This window comes from Thiohalorhabdus sp. Cl-TMA (assembly GCF_041821045.1).
GTDB lineage: Bacteria > Pseudomonadota > Gammaproteobacteria > Thiohalorhabdales > Thiohalorhabdaceae > Thiohalorhabdus > Thiohalorhabdus methylotropha.
This window is the reverse complement of the sequence record NZ_JBGUAW010000008.1, coordinates 242,800-269,450: the sequence shown is the minus strand read 5'-3', so window position 1 is coordinate 269,450 and position 26,651 is coordinate 242,800. Positions and strand designations below refer to the sequence as shown.

General features: G+C 66.6%; 28 protein-coding genes and 2 tRNA genes. 11 read left to right on the top strand and 19 right to left on the bottom strand.

What is annotated here, in order from left to right:
• The first annotated feature begins 2 nt into the window (after nucleotides 1-2).
• Complete coding sequence (locus ACERLL_RS13300; RefSeq protein WP_373656574.1) at nucleotides 3-707, top strand: hypothetical protein; 705 nt, start codon at nucleotides 3-5, stop codon at nucleotides 705-707.
• Nucleotides 708-725: 18 nt separating this feature from the next.
• Here the strand turns inward: ACERLL_RS13300 and ACERLL_RS13295 are convergent, their stop codons facing one another.
• Genes ACERLL_RS13295 through ACERLL_RS13280 form a run of 4 tightly spaced genes read right to left on the bottom strand, consistent with a single transcriptional unit; the run spans nucleotide 726 to nucleotide 3,602 of the window.
• Nucleotides 726-1,121 carry an OsmC family protein gene (locus ACERLL_RS13295; protein ID WP_373656573.1) on the bottom strand — a complete coding sequence of 132 codons (396 nt, stop codon included), beginning with the start codon at nucleotides 1,119-1,121 and terminating at the stop codon, nucleotides 726-728.
• A 26-nt stretch (nucleotides 1,122-1,147) separates the two neighbouring features.
• A complete protein-coding gene (locus ACERLL_RS13290; protein WP_373656572.1) occupies nucleotides 1,148-2,020 on the bottom strand; it encodes an ATP adenylyltransferase family protein in 873 nt (290 codons plus the stop codon).
• Nucleotides 2,021-2,069: 49 nt separating this feature from the next.
• A complete protein-coding gene (locus ACERLL_RS13285) occupies nucleotides 2,070-3,065 on the bottom strand; it encodes a zinc-dependent alcohol dehydrogenase family protein (RefSeq protein WP_373656571.1) in 996 nt (331 codons plus the stop codon).
• Between the two features lie 57 nt (nucleotides 3,066-3,122).
• Nucleotides 3,123-3,602, bottom strand: a complete 480-nt coding sequence (locus ACERLL_RS13280; RefSeq protein ID WP_373656570.1) for a hypothetical protein — start codon at nucleotides 3,600-3,602, stop codon at nucleotides 3,123-3,125.
• A 112-nt stretch (nucleotides 3,603-3,714) separates the two neighbouring features.
• On the opposite strand from ACERLL_RS13280, the gene ACERLL_RS13275 reads away from it, so the two are divergent.
• The 5 genes from ACERLL_RS13275 (at nucleotide 3,715) to ACERLL_RS13255 (ending at nucleotide 8,092) form a co-directional block, all read left to right on the top strand.
• A complete protein-coding gene (locus ACERLL_RS13275) occupies nucleotides 3,715-4,800 on the top strand; it encodes an LLM class flavin-dependent oxidoreductase (RefSeq protein WP_373656569.1) in 1,086 nt (361 codons plus the stop codon).
• A gap of 66 nt (nucleotides 4,801-4,866) precedes the next feature.
• Nucleotides 4,867-5,838 (top strand): NAD-dependent epimerase/dehydratase family protein, encoded by a 972-nt coding sequence (locus tag ACERLL_RS13270; protein ID WP_373656568.1) that lies wholly within the window; start codon nucleotides 4,867-4,869, stop codon nucleotides 5,836-5,838.
• Nucleotides 5,835-6,740, top strand: coding sequence for a diiron oxygenase (locus tag ACERLL_RS13265; RefSeq protein ID WP_373656567.1), 906 nt, complete (start codon nucleotides 5,835-5,837; stop codon nucleotides 6,738-6,740). Before ACERLL_RS13270 ends, ACERLL_RS13265 begins: the two co-directional genes overlap by 4 nt.
• An 84-nt stretch (nucleotides 6,741-6,824) precedes the next feature.
• Nucleotides 6,825-7,421, top strand: coding sequence for a TetR/AcrR family transcriptional regulator (locus ACERLL_RS13260; protein ID WP_373656566.1), 597 nt, complete (start codon nucleotides 6,825-6,827; stop codon nucleotides 7,419-7,421).
• 134 nt (nucleotides 7,422-7,555) lie between these two features.
• Nucleotides 7,556-8,092, top strand: a complete 537-nt coding sequence (locus ACERLL_RS13255; RefSeq protein ID WP_373656565.1) for a TlpA family protein disulfide reductase — start codon at nucleotides 7,556-7,558, stop codon at nucleotides 8,090-8,092.
• A 4-nt stretch (nucleotides 8,093-8,096) separates the two neighbouring features.
• Here the strand turns inward: ACERLL_RS13255 and ACERLL_RS13250 are convergent, their stop codons facing one another.
• From ACERLL_RS13250 to ACERLL_RS13235, 4 genes are all read right to left on the bottom strand, one after another.
• Entirely contained in the window at nucleotides 8,097-9,836 is a 1,740-nt protein-coding gene (locus ACERLL_RS13250; protein ID WP_373656564.1) for a diguanylate cyclase domain-containing protein, read from the bottom strand.
• 75 nt (nucleotides 9,837-9,911) lie between these two features.
• Complete coding sequence (locus tag ACERLL_RS13245) at nucleotides 9,912-10,307, bottom strand: CBS domain-containing protein (protein ID WP_373656563.1); 396 nt, start codon at nucleotides 10,305-10,307, stop codon at nucleotides 9,912-9,914.
• Nucleotides 10,308-10,315: 8 nt separating this feature from the next.
• A complete protein-coding gene (locus ACERLL_RS13240; protein ID WP_373656562.1) occupies nucleotides 10,316-10,660 on the bottom strand; it encodes a transcriptional regulator in 345 nt (114 codons plus the stop codon).
• Nucleotides 10,657-12,165, bottom strand: coding sequence for a DUF1538 domain-containing protein (locus ACERLL_RS13235; protein ID WP_373656561.1), 1,509 nt, complete (start codon nucleotides 12,163-12,165; stop codon nucleotides 10,657-10,659). Before ACERLL_RS13235 ends, ACERLL_RS13240 begins: the two co-directional genes overlap by 4 nt.
• Nucleotides 12,166-12,302: 137 nt before the next feature.
• On the opposite strand from ACERLL_RS13235, the gene ACERLL_RS13230 reads away from it, so the two are divergent.
• Nucleotides 12,303-13,244: a bile acid:sodium symporter family protein gene (locus ACERLL_RS13230; RefSeq protein ID WP_373656560.1), complete on the top strand. Its 942-nt coding sequence runs from the start codon at nucleotides 12,303-12,305 to the stop codon at nucleotides 13,242-13,244.
• Between the two features lie 40 nt (nucleotides 13,245-13,284).
• Here ACERLL_RS13230 and ACERLL_RS13225 read toward each other — a convergent pair whose 3' ends face one another.
• Both ACERLL_RS13225 and ACERLL_RS13220 read right to left on the bottom strand, forming a co-directional pair.
• Nucleotides 13,285-13,821, bottom strand: coding sequence for a hypothetical protein (locus tag ACERLL_RS13225; protein WP_373656559.1), 537 nt, complete (start codon nucleotides 13,819-13,821; stop codon nucleotides 13,285-13,287).
• A gap of 96 nt (nucleotides 13,822-13,917) precedes the next feature.
• Nucleotides 13,918-14,985 (bottom strand): 3-deoxy-7-phosphoheptulonate synthase, encoded by a 1,068-nt coding sequence (locus ACERLL_RS13220; RefSeq protein ID WP_373656558.1) that lies wholly within the window; start codon nucleotides 14,983-14,985, stop codon nucleotides 13,918-13,920.
• A gap of 531 nt (nucleotides 14,986-15,516) precedes the next feature.
• Here ACERLL_RS13220 and ACERLL_RS13215 point away from each other — a divergent pair.
• A complete protein-coding gene (locus ACERLL_RS13215) occupies nucleotides 15,517-15,717 on the top strand; it encodes a hypothetical protein (protein ID WP_373656557.1) in 201 nt (66 codons plus the stop codon).
• Nucleotides 15,718-16,031: 314 nt separating this feature from the next.
• Here ACERLL_RS13215 and ACERLL_RS13210 read toward each other — a convergent pair.
• The 7 genes from ACERLL_RS13210 to glnA all read right to left on the bottom strand — a co-directional run bounded on the left by ACERLL_RS13210 (nucleotide 16,032) and on the right by glnA (nucleotide 21,942).
• Nucleotides 16,032-16,108, bottom strand: a tRNA-Arg gene (locus ACERLL_RS13210).
• Entirely contained in the window at nucleotides 16,109-16,645 is a 537-nt protein-coding gene (locus ACERLL_RS13205) for a hypothetical protein (protein WP_373656556.1), read from the bottom strand. It lies immediately after the preceding tRNA gene.
• Between the two features lie 24 nt (nucleotides 16,646-16,669).
• Nucleotides 16,670-16,761, bottom strand: a tRNA-Ser gene (locus ACERLL_RS13200).
• Nucleotides 16,762-16,911: 150 nt separating this feature from the next.
• Nucleotides 16,912-17,724 (bottom strand): metal-dependent hydrolase, encoded by an 813-nt coding sequence (locus ACERLL_RS13195; RefSeq protein ID WP_373656555.1) that lies wholly within the window; start codon nucleotides 17,722-17,724, stop codon nucleotides 16,912-16,914.
• A gap of 67 nt (nucleotides 17,725-17,791) precedes the next feature.
• Nucleotides 17,792-19,180, bottom strand: a complete 1,389-nt coding sequence (gene ntrC / locus ACERLL_RS13190; protein WP_373656554.1) for a nitrogen regulation protein NR(I) — start codon at nucleotides 19,178-19,180, stop codon at nucleotides 17,792-17,794.
• Entirely contained in the window at nucleotides 19,177-20,277 is a 1,101-nt protein-coding gene (gene glnL, locus ACERLL_RS13185) for a nitrogen regulation protein NR(II) (protein ID WP_373656553.1), read from the bottom strand. Before glnL ends, ntrC begins: the two co-directional genes overlap by 4 nt.
• Nucleotides 20,278-20,526: 249 nt before the next feature.
• Nucleotides 20,527-21,942, bottom strand: coding sequence for a type I glutamate--ammonia ligase (gene glnA, locus ACERLL_RS13180; protein ID WP_373656552.1), 1,416 nt, complete (start codon nucleotides 21,940-21,942; stop codon nucleotides 20,527-20,529).
• Between the two features lie 240 nt (nucleotides 21,943-22,182).
• Here glnA and ACERLL_RS13175 point away from each other — a divergent pair, with 240 nt between their 5' ends.
• Complete coding sequence (locus ACERLL_RS13175) at nucleotides 22,183-22,749, top strand: NADPH-dependent FMN reductase (RefSeq protein ID WP_373656551.1); 567 nt, start codon at nucleotides 22,183-22,185, stop codon at nucleotides 22,747-22,749.
• Nucleotides 22,750-23,132: 383 nt separating this feature from the next.
• Nucleotides 23,133-23,753: a sulfotransferase gene (locus ACERLL_RS13170; protein ID WP_373656550.1), complete on the top strand. Its 621-nt coding sequence runs from the start codon at nucleotides 23,133-23,135 to the stop codon at nucleotides 23,751-23,753.
• A gap of 88 nt (nucleotides 23,754-23,841) precedes the next feature.
• Here the strand turns inward: ACERLL_RS13170 and ACERLL_RS13165 are convergent, their stop codons facing one another.
• Complete coding sequence (locus tag ACERLL_RS13165) at nucleotides 23,842-24,726, bottom strand: phosphoribulokinase (protein ID WP_373656549.1); 885 nt, start codon at nucleotides 24,724-24,726, stop codon at nucleotides 23,842-23,844.
• 187 nt (nucleotides 24,727-24,913) lie between these two features.
• Nucleotides 24,914-25,987 (bottom strand): 6-phosphofructokinase, encoded by a 1,074-nt coding sequence (locus tag ACERLL_RS13160; RefSeq protein WP_373656548.1) that lies wholly within the window; start codon nucleotides 25,985-25,987, stop codon nucleotides 24,914-24,916.
• Between the two features lie 155 nt (nucleotides 25,988-26,142).
• Here ACERLL_RS13160 and ACERLL_RS13155 point away from each other — a divergent pair, with 155 nt between their 5' ends.
• The gene (locus ACERLL_RS13155) at nucleotides 26,143-26,637 is read left to right on the top strand and encodes a DsrE family protein (RefSeq protein ID WP_373656547.1); all 495 of its coding nucleotides are present in this window, start codon (nucleotides 26,143-26,145) and stop codon (nucleotides 26,635-26,637) included.
• Nucleotides 26,638-26,651: the final 14 nt, after the last annotated feature.

Genomic DNA, 26,651 nt, shown 5'->3' with positions numbered 1-26,651 from the left:
GTGTGGCAACCATGAATGTCACCTTCCGGGAACCACGGTTCGACGGCTCCGGGGGGTGGAGACTGGAGTTTCTGGCCGGAAAGGGAGCGCCGGAAGGAGTGGTCCCCTGGGATCCGGAGGGCGGAACGCCACCCGAGGCCTTCGTCCATTGCGTGCTCGACCAATGGGTGCCGGGGTTCCCGGTGCGCGGCTACATCCCGCGCGCGAAGGCGCTGATGCAGAAGGCCTCCCGGACCGGAGCGGATCCCCTTCCCGATTTTCAGGCGCTGGCGGACGATCTGCTGGCCAACGGCGAGGTGGAGGGCGAGCCGTTGTGGCAGATCCTGCCCCGGGACCTGATCGCCCACCTGCCCACCCGGAAGGTGTCCGGGCGGGCTCCCCTGAACTATCTGCGCTCCAAGCTGGGCCACGGCGCGGTGCGCTCCATGCTGGTGGTCCATTTCATCGATCTGGGCCGCGACGCGCTGGCGCCGGGCCGGGCCACCTGGTACGCGCGCGGCATGGATTACGAGCGGCGCGGGGCCATCGGTGAGGCCATGCGGGAGCTGTTCACCTGGATGGAAGGCACGGTGCACGAGCAGGGCTGGCGGGTGGCGCAGGGGGAGCTGGCGCTGGCCAACGACGTGGTGCGATTCCGGTTCGATTGCCCGGTGGTGCGGGAATGGGCGCGAGCCGTGGAGCCGGCCCGGACGCCGGAGGTGGTCTGAGATCGCTTCCGGGCGGGGCTATACCTCGGCCCCGCCAGCCGGTCCCGCTACCCGGGTCTCCACCTCCGGCGGCATCTCCAGGGTGTGGTGGAGGGTGCACTGCGCGGCGGCGCGCTCGGCGGCCTTGCGCCGGTTTTCCGGAAGCTCCGGCCACCGGATGTCCATGGTGATGCGGCCGATGCGCTTGGGGGATTCGCCGTACTCCCAGCGCATGCGTACCGCCAGCCCCTCCAGGCCGGCATCGATCCGCTCGGCGTAGGCGGTCAGCACCGAGGCGGTGCACAGGGCCAGGGAAGTGTTGAACATCTCCATGGCGCTGAAGTGGACGTCCTCGCCCCCGGCGCTGATCTGCAGGCCCTCCTCGGCGAGGTCGGAAAGGGTCAGGTCCTGGGGTGCGTGCAGGGTGATCCGCATGGCGTATCTCCGCGCATACCCGGGGTTTACTGGCTGACCCCCTGCAGGACCCGCATGGGGCCGGTAACCCGCAGGTGCTCCAGATCCTGGTGGTTACGGACCAGGAAGCCGCCGGCAAAGCCCAGGGCGTTGATCATGATCCCCTCGAAGCGCTCCCGGACGCGCGGCACCAGCATCATCCAGTGCCGGGTCGCCAGGAAGTTGTACGGGGTGCTCTCCTCCCAGATCCCCAGCGTTTGCCGAAGGGCGTAGTAGATCTCCTCCAGCTCCCCCGAGCTCCGATTGCGGACATCCACGCGGCACGCGGCATGCGGGAAGGGCAGCCGGGTATCCGTGGTGGGTGTCTCCGGGAGCTGTTCCGGCTCCAGCAGAGCGTCCACGGGCAAACGCGGTCCGGCGTCGTTGAAAGGCAGCGGCACCAGCTGCAGATGCTTGTGGGGCTGGCTGGCCCCCGCCGGGGGGCCGGCGTTGTAGAGGATGAGGCCGTCGATCTCCGAGAGTGCTACGTCCAGGGCCGTGAAATCGGGATGGGTCAGCAGGGTCTGCTGGTCCTCGTACCCCCATGTCACGATCAGCAGATGGTGCTCCAGGACCGGGAACTTGTTGAGCAGGGCGAAGTGGGCGGGCGTCAGGCTGCCCAGGTACAAATCCGGCTCTGGATCGGCGAAGGGGTCGGTCTTCTCTCCCGCCGCCTCCCGCTTCCGCTGATCGCGCACTTCGGCGATCTTCTGCTCCAGACTAGGTGCGATCCGGACCTGGAAGTCGATCCCTCCGTCCCGGAGGGTTTCGCATTCGGTGGGAATGGGCTGCAGGGCCCCGGTTGCCAGGGCATGCTCGGTACGCCCACGAATGCTGTCCCAGAGCGTGCCGGGCAGAAGTAGGTCGGTATGCTCGGTCATTGCGGTTGTCCGATCTTCTCCCCGCGGGGGTGCCCCCGGGGAGGGATGGTTATTCCATGGTCAGGACGGCCTTGCCCTGCATGTGCCCTTCCTCCAGAAGCCGATGGGCCTCGGCCGCCTCGGCGAGGGGAAAGGTCCGGTGAAGGTGGATGCGCAGCTCGCCGGCGTCGAACAGGCGGGCGCATTCCCCGAGGATCTTCGCCTGGTGCGCGCGGGCCTCGGCCAGACCGAAGAACAGGGGCGAGAGCATGAGCTCCAGGAAGACCCCCAGGTTGCGCAGCCGCGCCTGCTTGAGGCTAATGCCCTTGGGGTCCAGCAGGGTCACGGCGCGCCCGTAGAAGCGCACGGCGGGAAAGCTCGCCTCCAGCACCTCCGGGCCCACCGTGTCCAGGGCCAGGTCCACGCCGCGCTGGTCGGAGCAGGCCAGCACCGCGTCGACGAAATCCACCTCCTTGTATGGGATCGTCTTGTCCGCGCCCAGTTCGCGGACGAAGGCGGCCTTCTCCTCCGAGCCCACGGTAGTGCAGATCTCCGCGCCGGCGCGGCGGGCGAGCTGGATGGCCATGTGGCCCACGCCGCCCGCCCCGGCGTGGACCAGCACGTTCTCCCCGGACTGGAGGTTCCCCCGGTCGAACAGGGACTCCCAGGCCGTGATGGCCACCAGCGGCACGGCTGCTGCCTCGGCGAAGGAGAGCGCGGCCGGCTTGGCGGCCACGAAGCGCTCGTCCACCACGGTGTATTCGGCGTAGTTCCCGGGCTCGGTTCCGATCCCCCCGTTGAAGAAGTAGACCGCGTCCCCGGGCTGGAAGCGCTGGCAGCCGGGGCCGGCCTCCTCCACCACGCCGGCGCCGTCGCAGCCGAGAATCACCGGGGCGCCGCCGCTTCCATAGGACCCGCCACCGCGCATCTTGGTGTCCACGGGGTTGATTCCGGCGGCCTTCAGGCGGATCAGCAGATCCCGCTCGTCGGAGCGGACCGGATCGGCGACCTCCCGTTCCTCCAGGACCTCGGGTCCACCCGGCGTGGGCATTACCACGGCTTTCATCGCTTCCCTCTCGTCTCGGCTGGCTGTTGGTTCATGGCGCGGCGGCCCGCCGGATGATCAATCGGAGGGCGGCTCCTCCCCCTGGGCGGCCTTCCATTCCTCGTAGCCATCGTAAAGGCGGTTGAGGAGGTCTTTCCAGAGCGCCTCGTGGTGCTCCATCAAGGCCACGAGGTCGTCCCGGAGCCGATGGAACTCTTCCCGGAACCGCTCCAGGTCGGCGCCGCCGGTCAGGCCCTCCACCTCCTTTTCGGTGGCCTGGAGCTTGTCGCGGACATCGAGGCTGGCGGTGAGGATGCTCTTGATCTGGTCCCGGGGCTGGGGAATCCAGGAGCGGTCGTTGAACAGGGAGCGGATCTTCTCGCCATACTCGAGCAACCGCTTGCGGAGCTTGGGCAGGGCGCCCACTTCGCGCGCCTTCAGATCCCCCCACACCGCCAGCTCCATGAGCACGGACCAGCGGCGCCGGAATTCGGCCACCCGATCCACGTCAAAGGTCATCGATTCCTGTACTTCCCGGGGGTCGAGCTTCGCTTCCATGATCCGTTTCTCTGCAAGGGGTGGCGGCGGGACCCCTGAAGAACGGGCCCGGCTAAGGTAGAATCCTGCGGGAATCGTAACCAATCGGCTCCCCACCAGGATAGCCCGGGGCATGAATTTCGACCTCTTCTTCGAGCTGGCGGTCCCCGAGCACGGCGGACGCGGAGAATCCCAGGTCTTCGCCGAGACCCTGGAGGAGGTCGCCCTCGCGGACAGGCTCGGCTTCTCCACCGCCTGGCTGGTGGAGCACCATTTCATGCGCGAGTATTCCCACTCCTCGGCCCCGGAGCTGTTCCTTGCCGCCGCCAGCCAGCGGACCCGTGCCCTGCGCCTGGGACACGGGGTGGTGGTGCTCCCCTACAACCACGCCGTGCGCGTGGCGGAGCGTGCCGCCACCCTGGACCTGCTTTCGGGAGGGCGCCTGGAGCTCGGCGTGGGACGGGGCTTCTCGCCCAAGGAGTACGCGGTTTTCGGTTCCGACATGGCCGCCAGCCGTGCGATCGTCGACGAGTCGCTGGCGGTGGTCCGGCGGGCCTTTTCCGGGGAGCCGGTAACCTTCCGGGGCGACCATTACGCCCTGGAGAATATCGAGGTGCTGCCCGGCGTGGTGCAGGATCCGCATCCGCCCCTGTGGACGGCGGCCGTCTCCCCGGAGACCTTCACCTGGGCGGCGGGAGAAGGTCTGGGGGCGCTGGCCGGACCGTTCAAGCCCTGGTTCCTGGTCAAGCAGGACCTCAAGGAGTACCGGCGGGCCTGGCGGGAGGCCTGGCCCCAAGGGGCCCCGCCGGGAAGCAACCCGCGCTTCGGCATGACGGTGGGCGTGCTCTGCCTGGAGGATGGAGACCGTGCCAGAAAGCTTGCGCGCGAACCGTTCACTTGGTATTACGAGCGCCTGTTGGGTCAAACCCGGCCGGTCCTGGAGAAATTCCGGGAAAGCTACGATTACTATCAGAAGCTGGGGCGCCTGCAGCCCCTGCTCAAGCGCGCAGTCCGGCTATCCCTCCTGGAGGCCATGGGCATGGTGGTGGTCGGATCGCCCGAGGCGTGCATCGAGAAGCTGGAGAAATATCGGGCGGCCGGGGTGGACCATCTGCTGTGCGCCGTCGGCGCGGGCGCCCTGCCCACCGAGGTGGTGCAGGAATCCATGCATACCCTGGCGGAGCGCGTTATGCCCCATTTCCGGGAGCGTCGCTCCTGACCCCCGGTCGCCACCATGCCGAGGGCCGACCGGGCCAGGCCCTCCCCAGACGTCTGCCGAGCTGATATGCGAATCCTGGTAACCGGCGCCAATTCCCATCTGGCCCAGCCCCTCCTTCCCCGTCTGCTGGAGCGGCCGGGGGTGGAGGAGGTCATCGGGCTCGACTGGTTCCCGCTCACCTTTCCCCACCCGCGCTTCCGCTCCGTTCGCAGCGATATCCGGGCGCCCGAGCTCCGCGAGCATCTGGAAGGGGTGGACGCGGTGGTCCACCTCGCCTTCATCGTCATGGGCGCCTCCCTCGGGCGCCGGTGGAAGGAGCGCAACCTCATGCGCTCCATCAACCTGGAGGGCAGCCGAAACCTCTTCAGCGCGGCCCGCGAGGCGGGCGTCCGGCACGTGGTCTATCCGTCGAGCGCCGCGGTTTACGGTGCCTGGCCCGACAATCCGGTACCCATGGACGAGGAGTCGCCGCGCCGGCCCATGCCGGGGTTCGGATACAGCGAGGACAAGGCCGCCGTGGAATTCTGGCTGGACAGCTTCGAGCGGGAGCCGGATGCCCCGGTGGTCACGCGCCTGCGCATGCACGCGGTGGTGGGTCCCGACTCCCAGCCGCTCCTCAACCGGATCGCCCGCACTCGCCTCTATATCCGGGCTGCCGAGCCGCCCCCGGTGCAGTGCCTGTGGGAGAACGATGCCGTGGACGCCATTCTGCGCGCCCTGGCGACCCGCGCCCCCGGGGCCTTCAACATCGCCGGGGCGAAGCCGGAGCCGCTTCCCGACCTGATCGAGCGCCATCACCGGCGGGCCTGGGGGCTGCCCTATGGCCCGGCCGCCGCGGCGCACCGCCTGGTATGGCGGTTCTCCTCCGGATTCGGGGATCCGGGGTGGCTGGCCGGGCTGCGCTATCCCCTGGTGCTGGATTGCAGCCGGGCTGCCCGGACCCTCAATTGGCGGCCCAACTATTCTGTGGCAAACTGCATCGATCTATGCTGGGGTGAGCCCTTTCCAACGGACCCAGGCGGTGAAGCCGAGGCATGAGCCGAATCGCGACGATATCCTCCCTGCCGGAGCGGCTCAGCAGAAGCAGCTCGGACTACCGGGACCCGCTGGCCCAGGTGGCCTGGGAGACCCTGGATCCGGGCCTGCCCTGGATGCCGGAGGAGATGGTCTCGCTCTATGGTACGTCGGAATGGGCGGCTCTGAGTCCGGAGCGCCGGCGGCTGCTCGGCCAATACGAGCTCATCGCCTTCCTGGAGCTCGGGCTGTGGCTGGAGGCCCTGTTCATGCAGCGCATCGCGGCCCGGGCCAGCCGGGGTTCGGCGGCCGGCCTGGAGGATTTCACCTACCAGCTTCATGAGCTCCGCGAGGAGGCCGGCCACAGCCTCATGTTCGTGGAGCTCATCCGGCGCAGCGGTATGCCGCCCCTGTCCGGGGCGCTGCCCCGGCCCCGCATGGCCTCCGCCTTCGCCCGGCTCGCCCCGTTCGATTCCGCCGGCTTCTGGACCACTATCCTCATGGGCGAGGCGGTACCCGATCAGGTGAACCGCGCCCTCTATCGCGACGAGCGCCTTCCGGCTGCCGTGCGGGACGTGGTGGCGGTCCACATGCGCGAGGAGGCCCGGCATATCGCCTACGCCCGCGAGCGGGTGGGGGAAAAGCTGGACCACATGTCGGCCCTGCACCGGCGGGCTATGGTGCCGCTGCTGCGCCAGGTGTTCCGGCAGTTCATCGATCAGTGCTTCTATCCGCCGCCCGGGCTCTATGCCCGGGCCGGGCTGGAGGCGCCGCGCACCCTGGCCCGCAGGGTCCGTTCCAGTCCCCACCGGGGGCGGGTGGTGGAGCGGTGCGTGGCGCCGACCGTGAAATTCCTGGCCGAGCACGGCCTGCCCCTGTGCCGATTCGCGGCCTCGGAGCCCTGCTTCGCCCGGCAGGTCGATTGACACCCCCCGACCCCTTGCCTAGGGTCCAAAAAGAATACGCTGCCCGAGAAACCGTTCCGATTCCTCCCCTGAAGGGCCGATCCCATGGGTGAAAAAGTCGCTGCGCGCGCCGAATCCTCGGAGGCTACCCGACAACGGATCCTGGAAGCTGCGCGCCATCTCTTCACCGAGCGCGGCTACTTCAATACCTCCCTGCAGGACATCCGGCGGGAGAGCGGGCTTTCCATCGGCTCCATCTATCACCATTTCAGCGGCAAGGAAGAGCTCGCCCGGGAGCTCTTCTACGATACCCTCGCTTTCGTGGAGTCCGATATCCGGCAGATCTACGCGGGCTACGCCGCCGCCCGGGAGCGCTGTTACCAGGTGGTCCGGCATCTGTTCGAGACCACGGAGAGCTTCCCCGAGGTCATGGAGTACGTCCTGTACTTCAAGCATCGGGAGGTGCTGCCCAACGAGAAGCCCATCTGCGCTTCCCAGCCGTTCGAGCTCATCAAGATCATCATCGCCGAAGGGGTCGCGGCGGGCGAGATCCGGCCCATGGACGAGGTTCTGGCCTCGGCGACCCTGCTCGGGGGACCCATCCGGCTGGTCCAGCTGCGCCTCGAAGGGGTGCTGGACCGGCCGCTGACCGACTATCTGGAAGAAACCTGGGAGTGCGCCTGGCGCGGTCTGGCGTGCTGACCGACGGCAGGGCGGGGCGCTTCGGCCCCGGAGGCGCGTTGGCGAAGCGGCGGGCGCTGCCGTAAGGTGTGGGGCCGGTGAATCCTTCCCGGACCCGGGGAGGGGCCAAGCGAGCGACAAGGAGGCGTCCGCGCATGCAGCTCGGCAGGGCGGTGGTACGGTTTCTGGCGGGATGCGGCTTGCTGCTGGCCGGTGCGGCGGCGGCCCTGCCCACGGATATGAGCCTCATGGGGAATCTGCCCCGGGCTCCGAAGCTCCAGCTGACCGAGCTGGACGGCACCACCCACGCCCTTTCCCGGATGCGGGGCAAGGTGGTGCTGGTGAACTTCTGGGCGACCTGGTGCCCGCCCTGCCGGGAGGAGATGCCTTCCATGCAGCGCCTGTACGAGGCACTACGGAATCGGGATTTCGAGATTCTCGCCGTGAACGTGGGGGAGCGGGAGTCCGAGGTGTTCTCCTATCTTCACGGCGAGCTGGAAACGGAGATCACGTTCCCGGTGCTGCTGGACCCCGAGGCCAAGGCCATGGAGCGGTTTCCGGTGAAGGGCCTGCCCACCACCTTCCTGGTGGACCGGAAGGGACGTCTCGCCTACAAGGCCGTGGGTGGCCGCGCCATGGACAAACCGGCTTTCAAGCAGCGCATCCTGGACCTGCTCGAGGAGGGGTCGTAGCGCGCTATTCCGGAGTCGCGGCCGGGTACACGGCGTCCCGGCCGCCCTCCTTGGCCGCCAGCAAGGCGTGGTCCGCGCGCTGGAAGGCCGATTTCAGTGGCTCCTGCGGCGCGAGCTCCGCCACGCCGGCGGACAGGGTGATACGGAACCGCTCCCCCTGGGCGGTGAAGCTGGCTTCGGCCAGACGCGCCCGCATGCGGTCCACCGCGGCCATGGCCCGCTCGCTGTCCAATCCGGGCAGGACCACCACGAATTCCTCCCCCCCGTAGCGCGCCAGGGTGCACTCGGCATTGGGCAGCAGATCGCCCAGCAGCGCGCCGATGGTCCTCAGGGCCTTGTCCCCCACCTGGTGCCCGAAGCGGTCATTGAGCTCCTTGAAGCGGTCCACGTCCAGCACCGCCATGCTCAGGGACCCGCCCTCCGCCTGGTGTTGGGCCAGTACCCGGCGCGCCTCTTCCTCATAGCCCAGACGGTTGAGGAGCCCCGTCAGCGGATCGGTCTGGGCGCGCCGGTGCTCGGCCTGCAGGCGCTTGCGCAGGAACTGGGACTCCTGCTCCACCTCCGCCAGACGGGCGCGCAGCGTGTCGATCTCCGATTCGAGCTGATGGTCCCGTTCCTCCTCGGCGTGCTGATGGGCCTCGATGCGCTCGCGGACCGCCTCCAGGCGGCTCCGGACCACCCGCTTCAAGGACTCCAGCTCTTCGCTGTCCATGATCTCGCTTTCCAAGCCCTCCATCTGGGCCCGAAGATCATCGCTGTGCTGGCGGGCGGTGGAGCGAAGCATGGCCGCGCTCTGAAAGCGTTCTTCCAGATCCACCAGGTTCTGGAGGAGATGCTGCAGGAACGCTTCCAGATCGGCGCGTTCTTCTTCGAAGCGGTCCCGGACGCGGGCGGACAGGTCGGCGGCGTCGGTGAGGATGCCCGGCAGGTCACCGGCGCGGGGGCCGTCCGTGATCCGGGTCTGTAGCTCCTGCACGATCTCCTCGGTGTCCCCGTCCTCCACGCCCAGCGCTTCCACCAGGCGGGTTAGGGGACGGCGAAGCGCCTTGGAGGGCGGTGGGGCATCGGTGAGGTGGTCATTCAGCAGCCGGGCGATCTCCTCGGCGGCCCGTGCGGCGGTTTCCTCCCGGCCGTCGGCCAACTGCTCGGAAAGCCGACCCTGCGCTTCCTGGAGCGGCTCGGGCAGGATCAGCTCGTCGAGCAGCACGCGCAAGGGCCGCCCGGGGCTGGGGCCGGTTCCGCCGAGCAGATTGCGCAGGCCCCGCCGCGGCTCCGCCGCGCCCCCGGCCTCCTCAAGGAGCCGGGCCAGCTCGTCGATGCGCTCGGCGGGCAGGGTGGCGCTCGGGGCCCTGCGGAGACGGCCACGGAGGTCGTCCAGGTCCGGGGTCAGGTGGCGGGGAAGATGCAGCTTGGCGAGCAGCTGGAGGAGGGCTTCGCCGGGGGAGGTGATCGCCTCGCCGGGCTCGGCAGGCTGGTCGAGCTCCCGGATGGCGCTGTCCACGCTGCGCGCCAGCTCGGCGATCCGTTCGGCGGGCTGCTTGTTGCGGATGGCGGTGCGAAGCTCGGTCAGCAGGGCGTCGAGTCGGGAGTCCTGATCGAATGCCAGGAGGGCGATACGCGCCAGCGCCTGCTCCAGGTCATTCCGAACCGAGGCCGAATCTTGCTCCTGCTCCCGGAGCGCCTTCTGCAGCTCTTCGGCACTTCTTTCCGTTCGTTCCCTGGATCCCCGGTCGTTGGCGGCCATGCTGTTCCCCTGCCTTCTCGAAGGAGTTGACCCGCTTGCCGGAATGGTACCCCACGCGGGAACGGGAGCAACGGGTCAGGGGGCCTCGTCGGCCATGCGCAAGATATTCTGCACGATATCGCTCATGGAGATCAGGCCTTCCAGCCGATTGTTGTCCACCACCAGAAGCCGCTTGACGTTCTGCTGGATCATCATCCGCGCCACGTACTTGACGTTGAGCCCGCCGGATACGCTCAGGGCGGGCTTTACATGGAGATCGTAGACATTGGTTAGATCAATGTCGCCCTCCTCGGCGACGATCTCCCGGAGGATGCCCGTGTAGGTCAGGATGCCGTAGGCATCGTCTTCCTCCAGCTTTTCCACCACCAGGGACTTCACCGCGTTCTCGTGCATGCGGGTTAGCGCCTCGCGCACCGAGGCCAGCGGGGAGATGGTCTTCACGTCCGTTCGCATCAGGTCTTTAACCAGCATGGCCGCCCTCAGAGCTCTTCCTTGACGCTCTCCTCGAAATGGGAGAGCTCCTTGAAATTGATCCCGGCCAGATGCTCCACCGGGAAGGAAAAGGCATAGCCGTCCGAATGCTGCAGATCCAGGTCCGTGTGGAGGTTCTTGAGGACCCGCACCGACAGGCGGCGCTCGAGCACGAACAGCAGCACCGATTCCGCCCCTTCATAGGTCAGGCCGAAGAAGGTCTTTTGCTCCTCCAGTCCCTGACCACGCCCCTTCAGGACGGTGACGCTTCCCGCCCCCGCCTCCTTGGCCGAGGCCAGGGCCTTGTCCTCGTCCGCCTCCGGGACCACTGCCACGAGTACCGAGAATCTCATGTCGCTTGTTCCTTGCGCCGACGTAAAAGGGTTTCCTGGAGCCAGCCATACCCCAATACGGTAATCATGGGGAACAGGGAGGCGAAAGCGATCAGTCCGAAGCCGTCGATCAGCGGGTCGCGCCCCTCGATGTTCTTCGCCAGTCCCAGCCCCAGGGCCGCCACCAGGGGCACGGTGACCGTGGATGTGGTGACGCCCCCGGAATCGTAGGCGATGGGCACCAGGTAGCGGGGGGCGAAGAAGGTGAGACCGATGACGGCCGCGTAGCCGGCCATGATGTAGTAGTGGATGGGATCACCCGCCATGATGCGGTGGCAGCCCAGCGTGATCCCCGCACCGACGCCGATGGCCACCGCCACCCTGAGTACCAGCTGGCGGATGCCGCCCTGGCTCACCTCCTCCGCCTTCTCGGCGATGGCGATGAGCGAGGGCTCGGCCATGGTGGTGGCGAAGCCCACCAGGAAGGCGAACAGGTAAATGGCGGTGCGTCCGGCGGATTCCGTGAGCTGGAGGGCCATGGACTCGCCCAGCGGGAAGAGGCCCAGGTCCAGCCCCAGGATGAAGGCGTACAGACCGAGGATCACCATGCCGAAGCCGCCGGTCACCTTGCGCAGACGGGCCAGGGGATGGCGGATCACCAGGTATTGGGCGCCCAGGATGACCAGGATGATCGGCAGCGTGTCCCGGAAAACGCCGAGCAGGCCCTGGAGCACCACCATGACCCCCAGGTGGCTCAGGGCGGCGGGGCTCCCCCCGGGGGCGGGATCCGCCGCCGCGAGCCCCGCGGAAGCGGGCTCGGCCAGGGCATAGACGAGTATCCCGTACACTTGCACGAAGATCATGGGCAGCAGGGAAGCGAAGGCGATGAGCCCGAAACCGTCGATCAGCGGGCTCCGTCCCTTGATGCTGGAGGCCAGGCCCACCCCGAGGGCCGCCACCAGGGGAACGGTAACGGTGGAGGTGGTGACGCCGCCGGAGTCATAGGCCAGGCCGACGATCTCCTGGGGGGCGAAGTAGGTTGCCACCAGCACCAGGAGGTACCCGGTAATGATGTAGTAGTGGATCGGGTGCCCCAGCAGAATGCGCAGGATGCCGATCCCCAGGGCCGCCCCCACGGAAAGGGCCACGGTCATGCGAAGCCCCAGGGCATCCAGCCGGCCCTCGCTGATGACCTCCGCCCGGTCGGCGATGGCGATCAGGGACGGTTCGGCGGCGGTGGTGGCGAAGCCCACCAGGAAGCCGAACAGGAGCAGCCAGAATACGGAGCCCTTGCGGGCGAATTGGTCGGCCAGGCTCTCCCCCAGGGGAAAGATCCCCACCTCCAGCCCTTGCAGGAACAGCGCCAATCCGACTGCGACGATGACCAGGCCCGCAAGGATGGCCATCATGTCGGGCGGGGTGCGCTGGAGCACGCCGAACTGGAAGATGGCCACCACGGCCATGATCGGTGCCAGGTCCCGGCCGGCATCGCGCAGACGGCCCAGGAAGGAGAGGAAGGCTTGCATGGATGGGCTCTGGGCCTAAGGGGTTGGGGGCGTCGAGGCGGACAGATGGTAGGGAAAGCGGACGGCAATGTCCATACGCCGAAAGCGGGTATGCGGGGATGTTAGGCTCGGGCCTCCGGTCATCTGGAGGGTCTCCCGTGCTCCGTTTCGTCTCCCGCAATCTCGCCCCGCTCACGCTCGTCGCCTCCGTAGCGGCCTATGCGCACCCGCCGGCCTTCATGGTCTTCGAAGGGGTCTTCCTATGGCTGTTCGCTGCCACCATGCTCTGCCTGGGTCTGGTGCTGGATCCTGGGGACGTGCGGGATGCGCTGGGCCGACCGCTACAGATCGCCCTGGGCGTGCTCACCCAGTATCTGGTCATGCCCGTCCTGGGGCTCGGCGCCGCCTTGCTCGTCCAGCGGGCGGGTGGATCGCCGGCGCTGGCGCTGGGCTTCATCGTGGTGGGATCGGCCCCGGGCGCCATGGCCAGCAACGTGCTGGTCTATCTGGCCGGGGGCGCGGTGGCCTTCTCGGTGGCCATGACCACCGCGGCGACCTTCCTGGCACCGTTGCTGACGCCTTGGCTGGTGGAGGGGCTGGGAGGCCGGTTCCTGCCCGTTCCCTTCTGGCCCATGATGCAGACCATTCTCATGACGGTGGTGGTACCGCTGACGGCGGGGATGGCAGTCCGGCCGTGGCTCGGGCGAGTCCGGGCCGGGGTGGAGCGGGCGGCCCCCGCGGTGGCCTCCCTGGCGATCGTGGTGATCTGCAGCTACGCCATGGCCGCCAACGCGGACCGCATAGCCGAGGTGGGAATGGGTACGCTGGCGGTGGTGGCGATCCTGAACGGGCTGGGCTACCTGGCGGGCTGGGGCCTCGGCCGGCTGTACCGGTTCGATGGGCGCCACCGCCTCACTCTGGCCATCGAGATCGGCATGCAGAACGCCGGCCTGGGGGTCGCGCTGGCTCTGGAGCATTTCGCGCCGGAAACCGCCTTGCCGGGCGCCCTGTTCGCAGTATGGTGCATTCTGACTGCCGCCGGGGCCACGGGGTACCTGCGGAGGAAGGGGCGGCTGCCCGTCCGGGCCGGAGCGGCCTGAGAAAGGGTGCCCGCCGAGTCAGGCCTTCCGTGACGGAAGGTTAGGAGACCACCCGGGGCCGGGTGCCGAGCACGGGGTGGCCCAGGGCGAACAGCAGGGTCTGGATGGCGGTGCGACTGGCCTTGATGTCCCGCTCGATGAAGGCCGGGACCAGAGAGGGGCAGGTGGGCTCCTGATTGATTACTTCGTGATTCTGCGCCCGGACGGCGCCGCGGTGGCAATGGAGCTGTACGAGCTTGTTCAGCTCCTTGTGGAATCGGGGGACCCGTGGGGCGGCGAGGGGGAAGGCCACCGCCCGGTGCCAGGGAAAGGGGCTCTGCCGTTCGTTCCAGTGGAGGAGCTGGTGGGCCAGGTCGCTGGCGCTGCCGATGAAGACCCGGGGCTTGTCCTCCGGGCGGTGCCCCGGGCCGAGCAGGAAGTAGACGCCGCCGTCGGAGAGCTCCGGCAGGGCATTGGCCGGCTCCAGCGCCTTCCGTGGAATGCAGAGGGCCTTGAAGGGTCTCCCGGTGAGCTCCACCAGCGCGACTTCCTCCGGGGCTCCCTCGGGATGATGAGTTCGGATCTCCCCGAGCATCATGGCCGCACTCCTCCTGATAGAGATGAAAGGCGACACCGCCTCTCGACTATAGCCCAGGAAGAGAAGGGCAGGGAATCCCGAAAGCGGGGGTAGCCCTTAGGCCGGAACCCGCTCCCGCCGTGCGCGCACCTTGCCCGCCAGCTCCGCCAGGAGCTCCAGCGTCATGTCCCAGCCCATGCAGGCGTCGGTGATGCTCTGGCCGTATGTCAGGTTCGCTTCCGGAGTGAGGTCCTGGCGGCCGCCCACCAAGTGGCTCTCCATCATGAGGCCGATCAGGCGACGGTCGCCACCGGCAACGCGCTCGCCCAGGTCGCGGCAGACGTCGGCCTGCCGAGCGGGGTCCTTGCCGCTGTTGGCGTGGCTGCAGTCCACCATGATACGGGACTCCAGGCCGGCCTTATCCAGAAGGGCCGAGGCCTCGTCCACGTGGGCGGCATCGTAGTTGGGGCCCTTGCGACCGCCCCGGAGGATCAGATGACAATCCGGGTTCCCCGTGGTGGTGAAGATGGCGGAGTGGCCGTCCTTGGTCAGGGACATGAAATGGTGCGGGTGCGCCGCCGACCGGATGGCGTCCACCGCCACCTGCAGGCTGCCGCCGGTCCCGTTCTTGATGCCCACGGGACAGGAGAGCCCGGAGGCCAGCTGACGGTGCACCTGGCTTTCGGCGGTCCGGGCGCCGATGGCGCCCCAGCTCACAAGGTCGTCGATATACTGGGGAACCACCAGCTCCAGGAACTCGGTGGCCGCGGGGACGCCCAGCTCCGCCAGGTCCCGGAGCAGACGGCGTGCAATACGCAGGCCGTCATTGATGCGGAAGCTTTCATCCAGGCCCGGGTCGTTGATGAGCCCCTTCCAGCCGACCGTGGTCCGCGGCTTTTCGAAATAGACCCGCATAACCACCAGCAGATCGTCCCGGTACAGCGCCGCTTGCTCCTTGAGGCGCCGGGCGTAGTCCAGGGCGGCGTCCGGATCATGGATGGAGCAGGGGCCGACGATGACCAGGAGCCGGTCGTCGCTGCCGTTCAGAATGTCCCGAATGGCAGCACGCGTATCGTTTACGGTCCCCGCGCCCTGCTCATTCAGGGGAATTTCCCGGTGCAGGTCGGCCGGAGAGAGGACTTCCTGGATGGATGCGATCCGTAGGTCTTCGGTCGGGTATGTCACGATAACGGTCAGTAGCTAATGCCGGAGAGGAGGGTTGCGCAGGGCGGGGCCCTGCCGACTGACGTACAGGCACGAATCGTGGAAGCGAGCATGCCGCCTTCCGGGGCCGGCCTACCCGCCGACCACCCCGATCCTCGGATGGGAGATTGCCGTTCCGGATACTTCTTCAGGAAGCAAACAGTACCAAAGCCGCACGTTGCAGGCAAACCGGAGGGTACGGGGGACTGACAGGCCCCGTCAGGAAGCCCGCCGTACTCATGGGCGTGGTTCTCGACCATTTCGATCAACATTATGACGGATAATGTGATTTGAGCCCGGATGATTTGTTGGGAGCCGGGGGAAGGCATGGTAAGGTTAGCGCAGTCGTCATTAAAACCCGCAAAAATTTTGTGGGATTTAAGCGGACCCATTGTTCCACGCGGTTCAGGGTGTTTTGGTTTCATTCTCCGAAAGTGCAGGCGGAGGCTGTTCTTGAATCTATCTGACCAAATGATACTGAAAGCCTTTTCCGCCGGTGAAAGTGTTACCGAAATGCGTGAGCATTTTCTGCAGAAGCTCTACTGCAATAGCCAGGAGTTCAGTGACAAGCTGGCTTCTCTGTTGCAGCGGGGATATCTGGAAAGCAGCGGGGAAGGGCTCTGTCTCAGTAAACGGGGAGAAGCGGTGCTCGCCTCCCTGGAGCAGGAGCAGGAAAGCGTCTCCGGCCCGCAGTCTCCTTCCCACCATTCCTGACTCGCTCCACGCTTCCCTCGTCCCCCAAAGACCGCTCTGCTCAACGCCGCTTCATGCTCCCGCCCGTTCCGGCTCGGTGAAAATCGCGTTACGCAGGCAGCTCTCCCGACTCATTGACATCTCCCGGATTTTCACAGAACTTTCCGAATTGGAATCTCCCCCTTTTTCAGGGCTTCGGAGCCCGTCCATCCCAGCGGGGACACATGTCCAAAGCCCCATCCGGGTCCGTTGGGGCTGAATTTCACTCGGCGGCTCGCGCGTGAAGGGGGGCGGGACAAAAAAAGCCCCCGGCAATGCCGGGGGCTAAGCTCGTGTGGTGCGCCCGGGAGGATTTGAACCCCCGACCTACTGATTCGTAGTCAGTTGCTCTATCCAGCTGAGCTACGGGCGCTTAAGGAGTCTTGGCGGTTTCGTCGACGCCAAGAAGTTGGAAAGTATAACGCATATTGGAGGGCTGAAACAAGTGGGGAGCCTTCTGAAAAATCCAGCTGGAGCCCACCAGCTGATTGCCCCGATAGAGCTTCAGAAGGGCCGCGGGGTTTTCCTCCCCGGCCGCCCGGGGCACCGGCTCCGGCTTTTTCGACGGCCCCCAGTCCTGCGGGACCAAGGGGGAGTCGTCCGCGATCGGAATCGCTTCCGGATCGCTTTGGCCCGGCGCTTCCCCGTTCTGCCGGGGCCCCTGTGCGGGTTCCGTCCGGGGCGGTTCGGCCAGCGCGAAATCCTCGGTGAAGCGTGTGACCCGGATGCTGTGCACGGTATCCGGAAGGGGGATGGTCACCGCTAGCGGCAGGGTCATGGTTCGCCGCTTGCCTTCCACCTTGTCCAGGACCTGGATGCGAACCAGCTCAGCCGGGCCGGCCTCCTGCTGCGCCCGCGTCCCTTCCGGATGGACGGCCGCCAGCACATGCGCCGGAGCCGCAAGCGCCATGAGAATCACGGCGAGCGCAAAAAATGGCGGAGAGGGAGGGATTCGAACCCTCGATGCGGGATCAACCGCATACTCCCTTAGCAGGGGAGCGCCTTCAGCCACTCGGCCACCTCTCCATAACGGTTGGAAGACGAATAATGTAAAGAAGTGGCTTCTCCCTGTCAAAATGGGCGGTAAAAATCGGCCCCGAGCGAGGATCTCCGGACCCCCGCCAGGGCGGGAAGGCGGCCGGTGCGGAGCCGCTACCTCTCCCGCACCGGCGCTCCCTAGAATGCGGCCGTCCCGTTGATCGACAGGGCCCGCATTTCCACCCCCTCGTCCAGGCGCTTCTGGAGTGCTTCGGGGCGGCCCTTGAGCACGGGATAGGTGCCGTAGTGCATGGGGATGACCACGTCGGGCTGGATCAGGCGGTTCACGGCGTAGGCGGCCCGCTCCGGGTCCATAGTGAAATGGCCGCCGATAGGGGCGAGCATGACGTCCACCGGCGAGAGCTTCCGGATCAGCTCCATGTCGCCGAATACGTCCGTGTCGCCGGCGTGGTAGACGGCGGGGCCGCCTTGAATCGCGAGGCGGTAGCCCACCGGGTTGGACCCGTAGAAATGGGAGGGCCCGTCCTCGCCACTTGTGCTCAGTCCGGAGCTGTGCACGGCCGGGGTCATGAGGACCTTTACTTCGCCATCCAGCAGCTCGATCTCCCCGCCGATATTCATGAGTCCGTCCATGCCCACCTGGTCCTCGGGGTATCCCTGGGCGACCAGCTGCTGGCCCAGCTCGAAGGGTGCCACCAGCCGCGCGCCGGTCTTCTTAGCCAGGGCCACGGTATTGCCCACGTGGTCGGGGTGGGCGTGGGTGAGCAGGATCCAGTCCACCCTGCCCGGATCGCTGAGGAGTCGCTCTCCCTCGGGATTCTTGGGGTTCTTGAGCCAGGGGTCGATCAGCATCACCCCGCCGTTCGGGGCTTCTACCTTGAATGCGGCGTGGCCCAGCCAGGTGATCCGGGTTTCCTCGGTGGCCGAGGCGGAGGTACTGGTTAGGAGGACCAGCGAGAGAAGGGCGATAAGCCGGGGCAATGCGCGCACGGCGAATCTCCTGCTAGTGGTTGTAATGGAACGATTTTCCACTATACAGGCGGGGAAGCGGCTATCGCTATCCTTCCTCCATCTGCAGCTCCTTGATCTTCCGGGTCAGGGTGTTCCGACCCCAGCCGAGAAGCGCGGCTGCCCGCTGGCGGTGTCCGCCGGTGTGGGCCAGGGCTTCGCGGATCAGGACCCGTTCAGTATCCGCCTGAACGCGGTCGCCCACTTCGCTTTGGCCGTTCTGGAGGGCGGCGCGGACCCACTGGGCGAGTGCCGATTGCCAGTCGCCGCTGCTCTCCTCGGGCGTGGAATCACGATAGGGGGGAGGTAGATCCTCCGGGAATATGGTGGTGCCCGGCGCCATGAGGGTGAGTCGCCGGCACAGGTTCTCCAGCTCGCGGACATTACCCGGCCACCCATGCCCCTGCAGCACCTCCAGGGTCTCGGCGGAGAGCTGCTTGGGCTGCAGGCCGAGCTCATTGGCCACCTCCTCCAGGAAGTGGCGCACCAGCTGCGGGATATCCTCCCGCCGGTCGCGCAGCGGGGGCAGGTGGATGGGTACCACGTTGAGGCGGTGGTAAAGGTCCTCCCGGAAGCCCCCATCCCGGATCAGGGCGGACAGGTCCTGGTGGGTGGCGGCGATGATCCGGACGTCCGCGTGCAGGAGCTGCCGGCCGCCCACCCGCTGGAATTCCCCTTCCGCCAGCACCCGGAGCAGCCGGGTCTGCAGCTCGGCCGGCATGTCGCCGATCTCATCGAGGAACAGCGTGCCGCCGCTGGCCTCCTCGAATCGGCCCACCCGGCGTTCCACGGCGCCGGTGAAGGCGCCGCGCTCATGCCCGAAGAGCTCGGATTCCAGGAGCTCGGCCGGGACCGCGGCGGTATTCAGGGCCACGAAGGGGCCGTCGGAGCGCGGGCTGTGGCGGTGCAGGGCGCGGGCAACCAGCTCCTTCCCGGTTCCGGATTCGCCGGTGATCAGGACATTGGCTTCCGAACTGACCAGACGGCCGATGATCCGGAAGACCTGCTGCATGGCCGGCGCCTCGCCGAGGATCTCCGGACGCTTCTCCGCCGCGGGCTCCTCCTCCGCGGCGGGCGCCTGGGCGATGGCGTGGCGGGCCAGGGACACCGCCTCGGCCACGTCGAAGGGCTTGGGGAGGTACTCGAAGGCCCCCTCCTCGAAGGCGGCCACAGCGGCATCCATGTCGCTGTAGGCCGTGGTCAGTAGCACCGGGAGGTTGTGGTGATCAGCCTGTATGCGGCGCAGGAGGGCGAAGCCGTCCTCGCCGGGCATGCGAACGTCGGAGATGACGAGATCGGGGCGCTCCCCGTCCAGCGCCTGGAGCACGGGCGCCGCTGATTCGAAGGTGCGCACCTGCATGCCCGCCTCGCTCAGCGCCTTCTCCAGCACCCAGCGGATCGAGGAATCATCGTCGACCACCCAGACAGTGGGTTTCATAAGCTGCGGTTCCCGTTTTCGTTGGCCTCCCCGTTCGCCGGGGGAGTCAAGGGGAGGGTTACCTGGAACACGGTGTGACCCGGCGCGCTCTGGAGATCGATCACCCCGCCGTGGGCGGTGATCAGGTCCTGGGCGATGGACAGTCCCAGACCGCGCCCTTCGGCGCGGCTGGTCACGAGCGGGTAGAAGATCTGGTTCTGCTCCGCTTCCGGGATCCCGGGTCCGTTGTCGGCAACCTCAACGCGCAGGGCGAGGGGATGCCGGTTGCCCTCGATGGTGTAGTTCCGCTCCACCCGGGTGCGGAGGATGACCCGGCCTTCCTCCTGCTGGGATACGGCCTGCACCGCGTTCTGGGCGAGGTTGAGGAATACCTGGACCAGCTGGTCGAAATCCGCCGTGATCTCCGGAAGGCTCGGGTCGTAGTCCTGGAGGATGGAGACCTCCTGGGGCGCTTCCGCGCTGACCAGCCGCCGCACCCGTTCCAGGACCTGGTGAATGTTCACCGGTTCCCGGTGCCGCGTGTGCCGGGGGCCCTGGAGAGAATCCAGTAGCTTGAGGAGGCGGTTGACCTCGTGCTCGATCACCTCCGTGTACTCGGTGAGGTCGGGGTCGGGGAGGTGGGCCGCGAGCAGCTGGGCTGCCCCCCGCAGACCACCGAGCGGGTTCTTCACCTCGTGGGCCAGCCCGCGGATGACCCGGCGGAGTGCGCGCTGCTCCTCGATGCGCCGCCCCTCCTGGGCGATGCGGGACCGCCGGTCGGAGAGGGTGGCCTCCACGAGCAGTCCGAGCCGGTCCCCCTCCAGCGGTAGTGGGGATAGGGTGATGTCCACGAGGCGCCCCGAGTCGCCCGGACATTGGAGCCAGACCTCCCGCTCGCTGACCACGCGCGGCTGGGCGAGCACCTCCTGCGCCCGTTGCACCAGATTGGTGCGGTCTGGGAACAGGCCCTCGAAATCGCGGTTCTGTCCCTGACGTAGGCCGATGGCGAAAAGCTCCTCGGCGGCGGGATTCATCCAATCCAGATGCAGCCGGTCATCGAAGGTCAGCACCGCCGTGGCCAGGGAGTCGAGGATCTGCATGGGATTCGGCTGTTTCATGGCTGCCCGCTCCCAGCCCGGAAATTGCGCCCCGGACCGGACCGGCGAAGTGCCACGCGGGGCCGGCCGATTGGCCGGGCCGGCGGAAAACGGGCGGTCTCGATGGAATAATCGGGCATCATTCTGTCCCGCAGTGGCTTGGACGCAATTTCCGGGCTGGGCCCGAAATAAGGACGACCTCCCCGGCTGCCGGGGAGGTCGTCGAAGCTGCGGAGCCGGAACATGGGCGCTTCGTGGCCCGTTCCCGGGTTAAACGCTGTAGTACAGGGCGAATTCCACCGGATGGGTGGTCATGCGCACCTGGTCCACCTCCTCGCGCCGCAGCTCGAGATAGCCGTCGATGGCATCGTCGGTGAATACGCCGCCCTTGGTCAGGAATTCGCGGTCGGCGTCGAGGGCGTCGAGCGCTTCCTCGAAGGAGGCGGCGACATGGGGCACGTCCTCGAGCTCCTCGGGCGGCAGGTCGTACAGGTTCTTGTCAAGCGCCTCGCCGGGATCGATCTTGTTCTCGATGCCGTCGATGCCGGCCATCAGCAGCGCCGAGAAGGCCAGATAGGGGTTGGCCGTGGGGTCCGGGAAGCGGACCTCGATGCGCCGGCCCTTGGGCGAGCCCACTGCCGGGATGCGGATGCTGGCGGAACGGTTGCGGTTGGAATAGGCCAGCAGCACGGGCGCCTCGAAGCCGGGAACCAGGCGCTTGTAGCTGTTGGTGGAGGCGTTGGTAAAGGCGTTGAGTGCCTTGGCGTGCTTGATGATGCCGCCGATGTAGTAGATCGCCTCCTGGGACAGCCCCGCATACTTGTCGCCGGCAAAAGTGTTGTTGCCGTCCTTCCAGATGGACATGTGCACATGCATGCCGGTGCCGTTGTCGCCCACCACCGGCTTGGGCATGAAGGTGGCGGTCTTGCCGTAGGCGTGGGCCACGTTGTGGACGATGTACTTGAATTTCTGCAGCTGATCGCCCTGCGCCACGCCCTCGGCGAAGCGGAAGCCCACCTCGTTCTGGTTGGCGGTGGCCACCTCGTGGTGGTGGATCTCCGGGGTGATGCCCACCTCTTCCATCACCAGGCTCATGGCGGAGCGGATGTCCTGGCTGGAGTCCACGGGGGGAACCGGGAAGTATCCGCCCTTCACCGCGGGACGGTGGCCCCAGTTGCCGCCCTCGAAATCGGCGCCGGAGTTCCAGACGCCTTCCTCGGAGTCGATCTCGTAGCCGCACTTCTCCATCTTCACGTCCCAGCGCACCGAATCGAACATGAAGAACTCGGGCTCGGGGCCGAAGAAGGCGGTATCGCCGATGCCGCTGGATTTCAGGTAGGCCTCGGCGCGCTTGGCCACGGAGCGGGGGTCACGGTTGTAGCCCTCCATGGTGTCCGGCTCGGCCACGTCGCAGGCCAGCACGATGGTGGGCTCCTCGAAGAAGGGATCGAGGAAGGCGGTCTCCGGGTCCGGTACCAGGAGCATGTCGGACTCGTGGATCTCCTTCCAGCCGTCGATGGAGGAACCGTCGAAGGTGAAGCCTTCCTCGAAGGTATCCTCATCCAGACCGTGGGCGGGAAGGGTCATGTGCTGCCACTTGCCGCGGGGGTCCGTGAACCGGAGATCAACGAAGCGCGCGTTGTGCTCCTCGATCATGCGAAAGACTTTGTCGGCGCCTTGGGCCATGGGAGTGCCTCCTGATGGAAAAGCCGTGCGTTGCTCGTTGCACTGGGATTGCATGGGCCATGCCAAGTGCGGGTGGCCCAAAATGGGGCATTTTGGCGGGCCGCATGCACCACTATAGGGCGAGCGGAGGGGGTGGTGCACCAATTTGATGCGTTTCGGGGCCCGTTGCCGGGGTTGCGCCGTAGTAGTATATTAACGGATTTACATTTTCACCCCGGGGTGCACCCGGGAGGAGCATGCATGGCGTATCTGATACTGGAAGGGTCGGCCCGTCCCGATAGCCGGACGGGGCTGGTGGCCCGCCATCTGGCCGGCGCGCTGGAGGAAACCGCCGGCCAGGCCGTGCAGCGCTTGCAACCGGGATCGCACCTCGATGCGCTCATGGACGGCACCGTGGCCGGAGGGCCGGTGGAGGCCTTCCGCCCCGTGGTGGAGCGGGTGGGGGCCGCCGAGGGCGTGATCCTGGTCACCCCCGAATACCACGGCAGCTATTCCGCGGTGGTCAAGCTGGTGCTCGACAACCTGGGCTATCCTTCCGTGCTGCGGGGCAAGCCCGTGGGCGTGGTGGCCCTGGGCGCGGCCCGCTTCGCCGGCACGCGCGCCGCGGATGCCCTGCTCTCGGTACTGGCCCATATTCGCGCCCGGCCTTTCGGGCGCTACCTGTTCTTCCCGGCGATCCAGGAGCAGCTCTCCGAGGCGGGCGACCTGCACAATCCCGAGCTCCAGGCTGAAGTGGCCGACTACATCGCCGAGTTCCACCATTTCTGTTCCTGCACGCATGAGGCGGAGCGCCGCTCGGTCTCCTGAGGGCCGGGAATCCGACTACTCCCCCGCCAGCCAGAGCCCCGCGCAAGGGTTCGGTCTCCGATTTCCGGGCCCAACGGCTCTGTTGTTCTGAAGGCTAAGGGGCTGCGCACCTCGGCTGCATTTCCGCTTCCTCGCGCTCCCGGAAGAAACGCAGGGGAGCCGGTATGCTTTCTCTCTTTTCTCTCCGGCACAATGCCGTCCGGTTTCTTTCCGGCAAAAACCCCTGCTACCCAATGCTTTTCTGGTATTGGGTGAAGGGAGGGTTTTGTTTGTAGGCGGGTCGGCCAGCGAGTGGCTTATGCTGCCTTGGGGGTTGCAAGGGCATGGCGAGTATCGCCGGGGTCCGGAGAAGACTGAACGACGCACGTGCATTCTGTCGGGTAATGAACAAGCCCAAGGTGTTCTGTGTGGGGTTGAACAAGACCGGGACCACCTCGCTGGAAAAGGAGATGCTGCGCCTGGATTACGTGGTGGGGGACGAGATGAAGGGCAAGGCCCTGATCGACCCGTGGGCACATCGGGATTTCCGCCCCATCATACGGCTGTGCCGGACGGCGCAGTTCTTTCAGGATGCGCCTTTCAGCTGGCCCTATACCTTCGTGGCCCTGGACCAAGCATTCCCGGGCAGCAAGTTCATGCTGACCGTTCGCGATAGCGAGGAGGCGTGGTACCACTCACTGATCCGGTTTCTGGGGCAGAAGTGGGGAAACGGCAAGGTGCCGCCGGATGCGGAGGATTTGAAAGCCGCCCCCGGACCGTATCCGGGCTTCCGGTTCCATGTGCACATGATGCTGCAACAGGTGCCGGAGTCCGACCTCTTCAATAAGGATGTGCTGCTCGACTTCTACCGTACCCACAACAACCTGGTCAGGGACTACTTTCGGCACCGCCCGTCGGACCTGCTGGTCCTGAACGTGAAGAGGGATCGCGATTACGTCCGCTTTTGCGAGTTCCTGGGGGTGGTCCAGGATCGGGCAGGTTTCCCCTGGGAGAACAAGACCTAAGGGGCGGGCCGCGGCGGGGCCTTCCGCCTGCCTCCGCAGCAAAAAGGCCCGGCCGATCGGCCGGGCCTTTCCACGGATAGGGCCGGATTCAGTTCTTCTTTTTCATCAGCTCGTGGATAATGGGGTTCAGGATCAGCTCCATGGCGAAGCCCATCTTGGGGCCGGGCACCACGAGCGTGTTCGGGCGGGACATGAACGAGCCCTGGATCATGGACATCAGATAGGGCCAGTCCTGATCCTTGTAGGCGTTGAAGTGGATTACCACCATGGACTCGTCCGGCGTGGGGATGTCCCGGGCGATAAAGGGATTGGAGGTGTCCACCAGCGGCACCCGCTGGAAGTTGATATGGGTGCGGGAGAACTGCGGCGTGATGTAGTGCACGTAATCGTGCATCCGGCGCAGGATGGTATGGGTCACCACGCTGGCGTCATAGCCGCGTTCCGCGGTATCACGGCTGATCTTCTGGATCCACTCCAGGTTCACCGCGGGAACCACGCCCACCAGGAGGTCGGTCCACTGGGCGACGTCCACGCCCGCCTCGGCATTCGCCACGCCGCCGTGGAGTCCCTCGTAGAAAAGCAGGTCGGACTGGGGCAGGTCTTCCCAGGGGGTGAACTGGCCGGGCGCCTTGTCGATACCCAGACGCTCGTTGTGCTCGGTGGCCTCTTCATCGCTATGGATGTAGAAGCGGCGCTGTCCGGAGCCGGTCTCGCCGTAGGTCTTGAACAGCTCCTCGAGCTTGTCGAAGTGGTTGGCCTCGGGGCCGAAATGGCTGAAGTTCTCGCCCTTGGACTCGGCGGCCGCCATCTTCTCCTTCATCTCGGAGCGCTCGTAGGCGTGGAAGCTGTCGCCTTCTATGACCGCCGGCGTGATGTTCTCGCGGCGGAAGATGTCGTTGAACGCGTTCTTGACGGTGGTAGTACCGGCACCGGAGGAGCCCGTCACCGCAACGATCGGGTGCTTTGTGGACATGCCATCCTCCCAGACTGACGTAGAAGGGTTTCAAGAATATGGTTCACGCCCGGGATCGCCGGGAATCGGCCCGATGCCCGCGGCCTCGGCGTCAATACAGAGCCCGCTCGGCGGCCGAACGGCCGCCGAGCTTGAATTCGGCAAGCGCGGAATAATAACAGGCTCGCTCGGCTCTGGATAGCCGGGCCTATTCGGCCATCAGGGTGCCCACCTGCCGGGCAGCTTCCAGGAGCGGATGGTCCAGTGGGACAGGGCGGAATCCGCCGGCCACCTGTTCCAGGGGAACGGTACCGATCCGCTCCCGGTTGTAGGCGACCATACAGCTGTGCTCGCCCCGCGCCAGCGCATCGACGGCGGACACCCCGTATTGGGTGGCCAGCAGCCGGTCCTGGGCCACCGGGCTACCGCCGCGCTGGACATGGCCCAGGACCGTGACCCGGGTTTCCAGCCGGGTGACCCCGCGCAGCTTCTCGGCCACCTGTGTGCCGATGCCGCCGAGCTGGGGCTGATAGACCCCGGAGCCTTCCTGGAGCACCGAAACGTCCCCTCCCTTGGGCTTGGCCCCCTCCGCAACGGCGATGATGCTGAAGGTGGCGCCTTCCCGGGCGCGCTCCTTGACCTGTTCGCACAGGGAATCCGCGTCGAAAGGCAGCTCGGGTATCAGGATGGCGTCCGCCGCGCCGGCGATTCCGGCCCGCAGGGTGATCCAGCCCGCATAGCGGCCCATGAGCTCAACCACCATGATGCGGTGGTGGCTCTCCGCGGTGGTGTGCAGGCGGTCGAGCGCGTCGGTGGCCGTGCTCACGGCCGTCATGTGGCCGAAGCACAGCTCGGTGCCCGGGATGTCGTTGTCGATGGTTTTGGGGGTGCCGATCACCGTCACCCCCTTCTCCGCCAGGCGGTGCGCGATGCTCAGGGAGCCGTCACCGCCGAGCACCACCAGGGCGTCTATTCCCAGCTCTGCTATGCGCGCCACCGCCGTGTCCGAACAGTCCGCGTACTGGTCGTCGCCTACCGGATACTGGAAGGGATTGGCGCGGTTGGTGGTGTGGAGGATGGTGCCTCCCTCGTTGATTAGTCCGCGCGTGGTATAGGGGGTAAGCTCGATGGGATCGATCCGTTCCACGAGGCCCTTGAATCCCTCGGGAATGCCGAGAACCGCGGGCCAGCCGTAAGTACGCATGGCGGCCCGGACGACCGCGCGGATGACGGCGTTTAGGCCGGGGGCGTCCCCCCCGCCCGTGAGAATGCCGAGACGCATGTTTTCTCTCCCGAGCCTTCCGGTGCTTGAATGAAGGGCGGCCGGCGCGCGGCGGAAGCGGGCGGGAAATCCGCCCATATTCCACAATATTGTAGAAGCCGGCCGGCTTTGCCAATGTGGGACGATGACACCGCCCAGGCCCAAGGGGAGCTTCCATGAAAAAGATCGTTCTGGCCGTGACGGGGCTGCTGATGGGGCTCGTGCTCAGCGCGTCGGCCGGGGCCCAGATGGGAATGGACGGCCCGAAGCCCAAGGTGGTCTTCCATGTGGATTACCCGGGCGTTCGCCGTTTTTCGGGGCAGCTCACCAGCGTCTACAACATGGTGCACCATTACCGGAACCAGCTCATCGATTACGACGTGCGCATCGTGGCCAATTCCTTCGGGGTGCGCTACTTCACCGACAAGCCCCTCGAGAATACCCCCTTCGAGGCTGGAAAGGCGCTGCGGGAGCGCCGGGAGGATCTCCGGGGGCGGGTGAAATCGCTGATGAGCACCTACGACGTGCAGGTCGCCATCTGCGACATTACCCGGGAACAGCTGGGCATCTCCAAAGACGCCTTCTATGAGGGGGTCACCTTCGTTGAGTCGGGCGTGGTGGAGGTGGCGAAGCTCCAGCAGAAGGGATTCGCCTACATCAAGGCGGAGTGAGCGGGCACCGCTGG

Coding starts and splice junctions, on each gene's coding strand:
- ACERLL_RS13165 (WP_373656549.1), bottom strand. CDS start 24,726: ATGTCCACAAAGCACCCGATCGTTGCGGTGACGGGCTCCTCCGGTGCC.
- ACERLL_RS13295 (WP_373656573.1), bottom strand. CDS start 1,121: ATGCGGATCACCCTGCACGCACCCCAGGACCTGACCCTTTCCGACCTC.
- ACERLL_RS13280 (WP_373656570.1), bottom strand. CDS start 3,602: ATGGAAGCGAAGCTCGACCCCCGGGAAGTACAGGAATCGATGACCTTT.
- ACERLL_RS13235 (WP_373656561.1), bottom strand. CDS start 12,165: ATGCAAGCCTTCCTCTCCTTCCTGGGCCGTCTGCGCGATGCCGGCCGG.
- ACERLL_RS13155 (WP_373656547.1), top strand. CDS start 26,143: ATGAAAAAGATCGTTCTGGCCGTGACGGGGCTGCTGATGGGGCTCGTG.
- ACERLL_RS13275 (WP_373656569.1), top strand. CDS start 3,715: ATGAATTTCGACCTCTTCTTCGAGCTGGCGGTCCCCGAGCACGGCGGA.
- ACERLL_RS13215 (WP_373656557.1), top strand. CDS start 15,517: ATGCGTGAGCATTTTCTGCAGAAGCTCTACTGCAATAGCCAGGAGTTC.
- ACERLL_RS13250 (WP_373656564.1), bottom strand. CDS start 9,836: ATGGCCGCCAACGACCGGGGATCCAGGGAACGAACGGAAAGAAGTGCC.
- ACERLL_RS13175 (WP_373656551.1), top strand. CDS start 22,183: ATGGCGTATCTGATACTGGAAGGGTCGGCCCGTCCCGATAGCCGGACG.
- ACERLL_RS13265 (WP_373656567.1), top strand. CDS start 5,835: ATGAGCCGAATCGCGACGATATCCTCCCTGCCGGAGCGGCTCAGCAGA.
- glnL (WP_373656553.1), bottom strand. CDS start 20,277: ATGAAACAGCCGAATCCCATGCAGATCCTCGACTCCCTGGCCACGGCG.
- ACERLL_RS13255 (WP_373656565.1), top strand. CDS start 7,556: ATGCAGCTCGGCAGGGCGGTGGTACGGTTTCTGGCGGGATGCGGCTTG.
- ACERLL_RS13285 (WP_373656571.1), bottom strand. CDS start 3,065: ATGAAAGCCGTGGTAATGCCCACGCCGGGTGGACCCGAGGTCCTGGAG.
- ntrC (WP_373656554.1), bottom strand. CDS start 19,180: ATGAAACCCACTGTCTGGGTGGTCGACGATGATTCCTCGATCCGCTGG.
- ACERLL_RS13240 (WP_373656562.1), bottom strand. CDS start 10,660: ATGAGATTCTCGGTACTCGTGGCAGTGGTCCCGGAGGCGGACGAGGAC.
- ACERLL_RS13170 (WP_373656550.1), top strand. CDS start 23,133: ATGAACAAGCCCAAGGTGTTCTGTGTGGGGTTGAACAAGACCGGGACC.
- glnA (WP_373656552.1), bottom strand. CDS start 21,942: ATGGCCCAAGGCGCCGACAAAGTCTTTCGCATGATCGAGGAGCACAAC.
- ACERLL_RS13225 (WP_373656559.1), bottom strand. CDS start 13,821: ATGATGCTCGGGGAGATCCGAACTCATCATCCCGAGGGAGCCCCGGAG.
- ACERLL_RS13245 (WP_373656563.1), bottom strand. CDS start 10,307: ATGCTGGTTAAAGACCTGATGCGAACGGACGTGAAGACCATCTCCCCG.
- ACERLL_RS13205 (WP_373656556.1), bottom strand. CDS start 16,645: ATGGCGCTTGCGGCTCCGGCGCATGTGCTGGCGGCCGTCCATCCGGAA.
- ACERLL_RS13270 (WP_373656568.1), top strand. CDS start 4,867: ATGCGAATCCTGGTAACCGGCGCCAATTCCCATCTGGCCCAGCCCCTC.
- ACERLL_RS13290 (WP_373656572.1), bottom strand. CDS start 2,020: ATGACCGAGCATACCGACCTACTTCTGCCCGGCACGCTCTGGGACAGC.
- ACERLL_RS13260 (WP_373656566.1), top strand. CDS start 6,825: ATGGGTGAAAAAGTCGCTGCGCGCGCCGAATCCTCGGAGGCTACCCGA.
- ACERLL_RS13160 (WP_373656548.1), bottom strand. CDS start 25,987: ATGCGTCTCGGCATTCTCACGGGCGGGGGGGACGCCCCCGGCCTAAAC.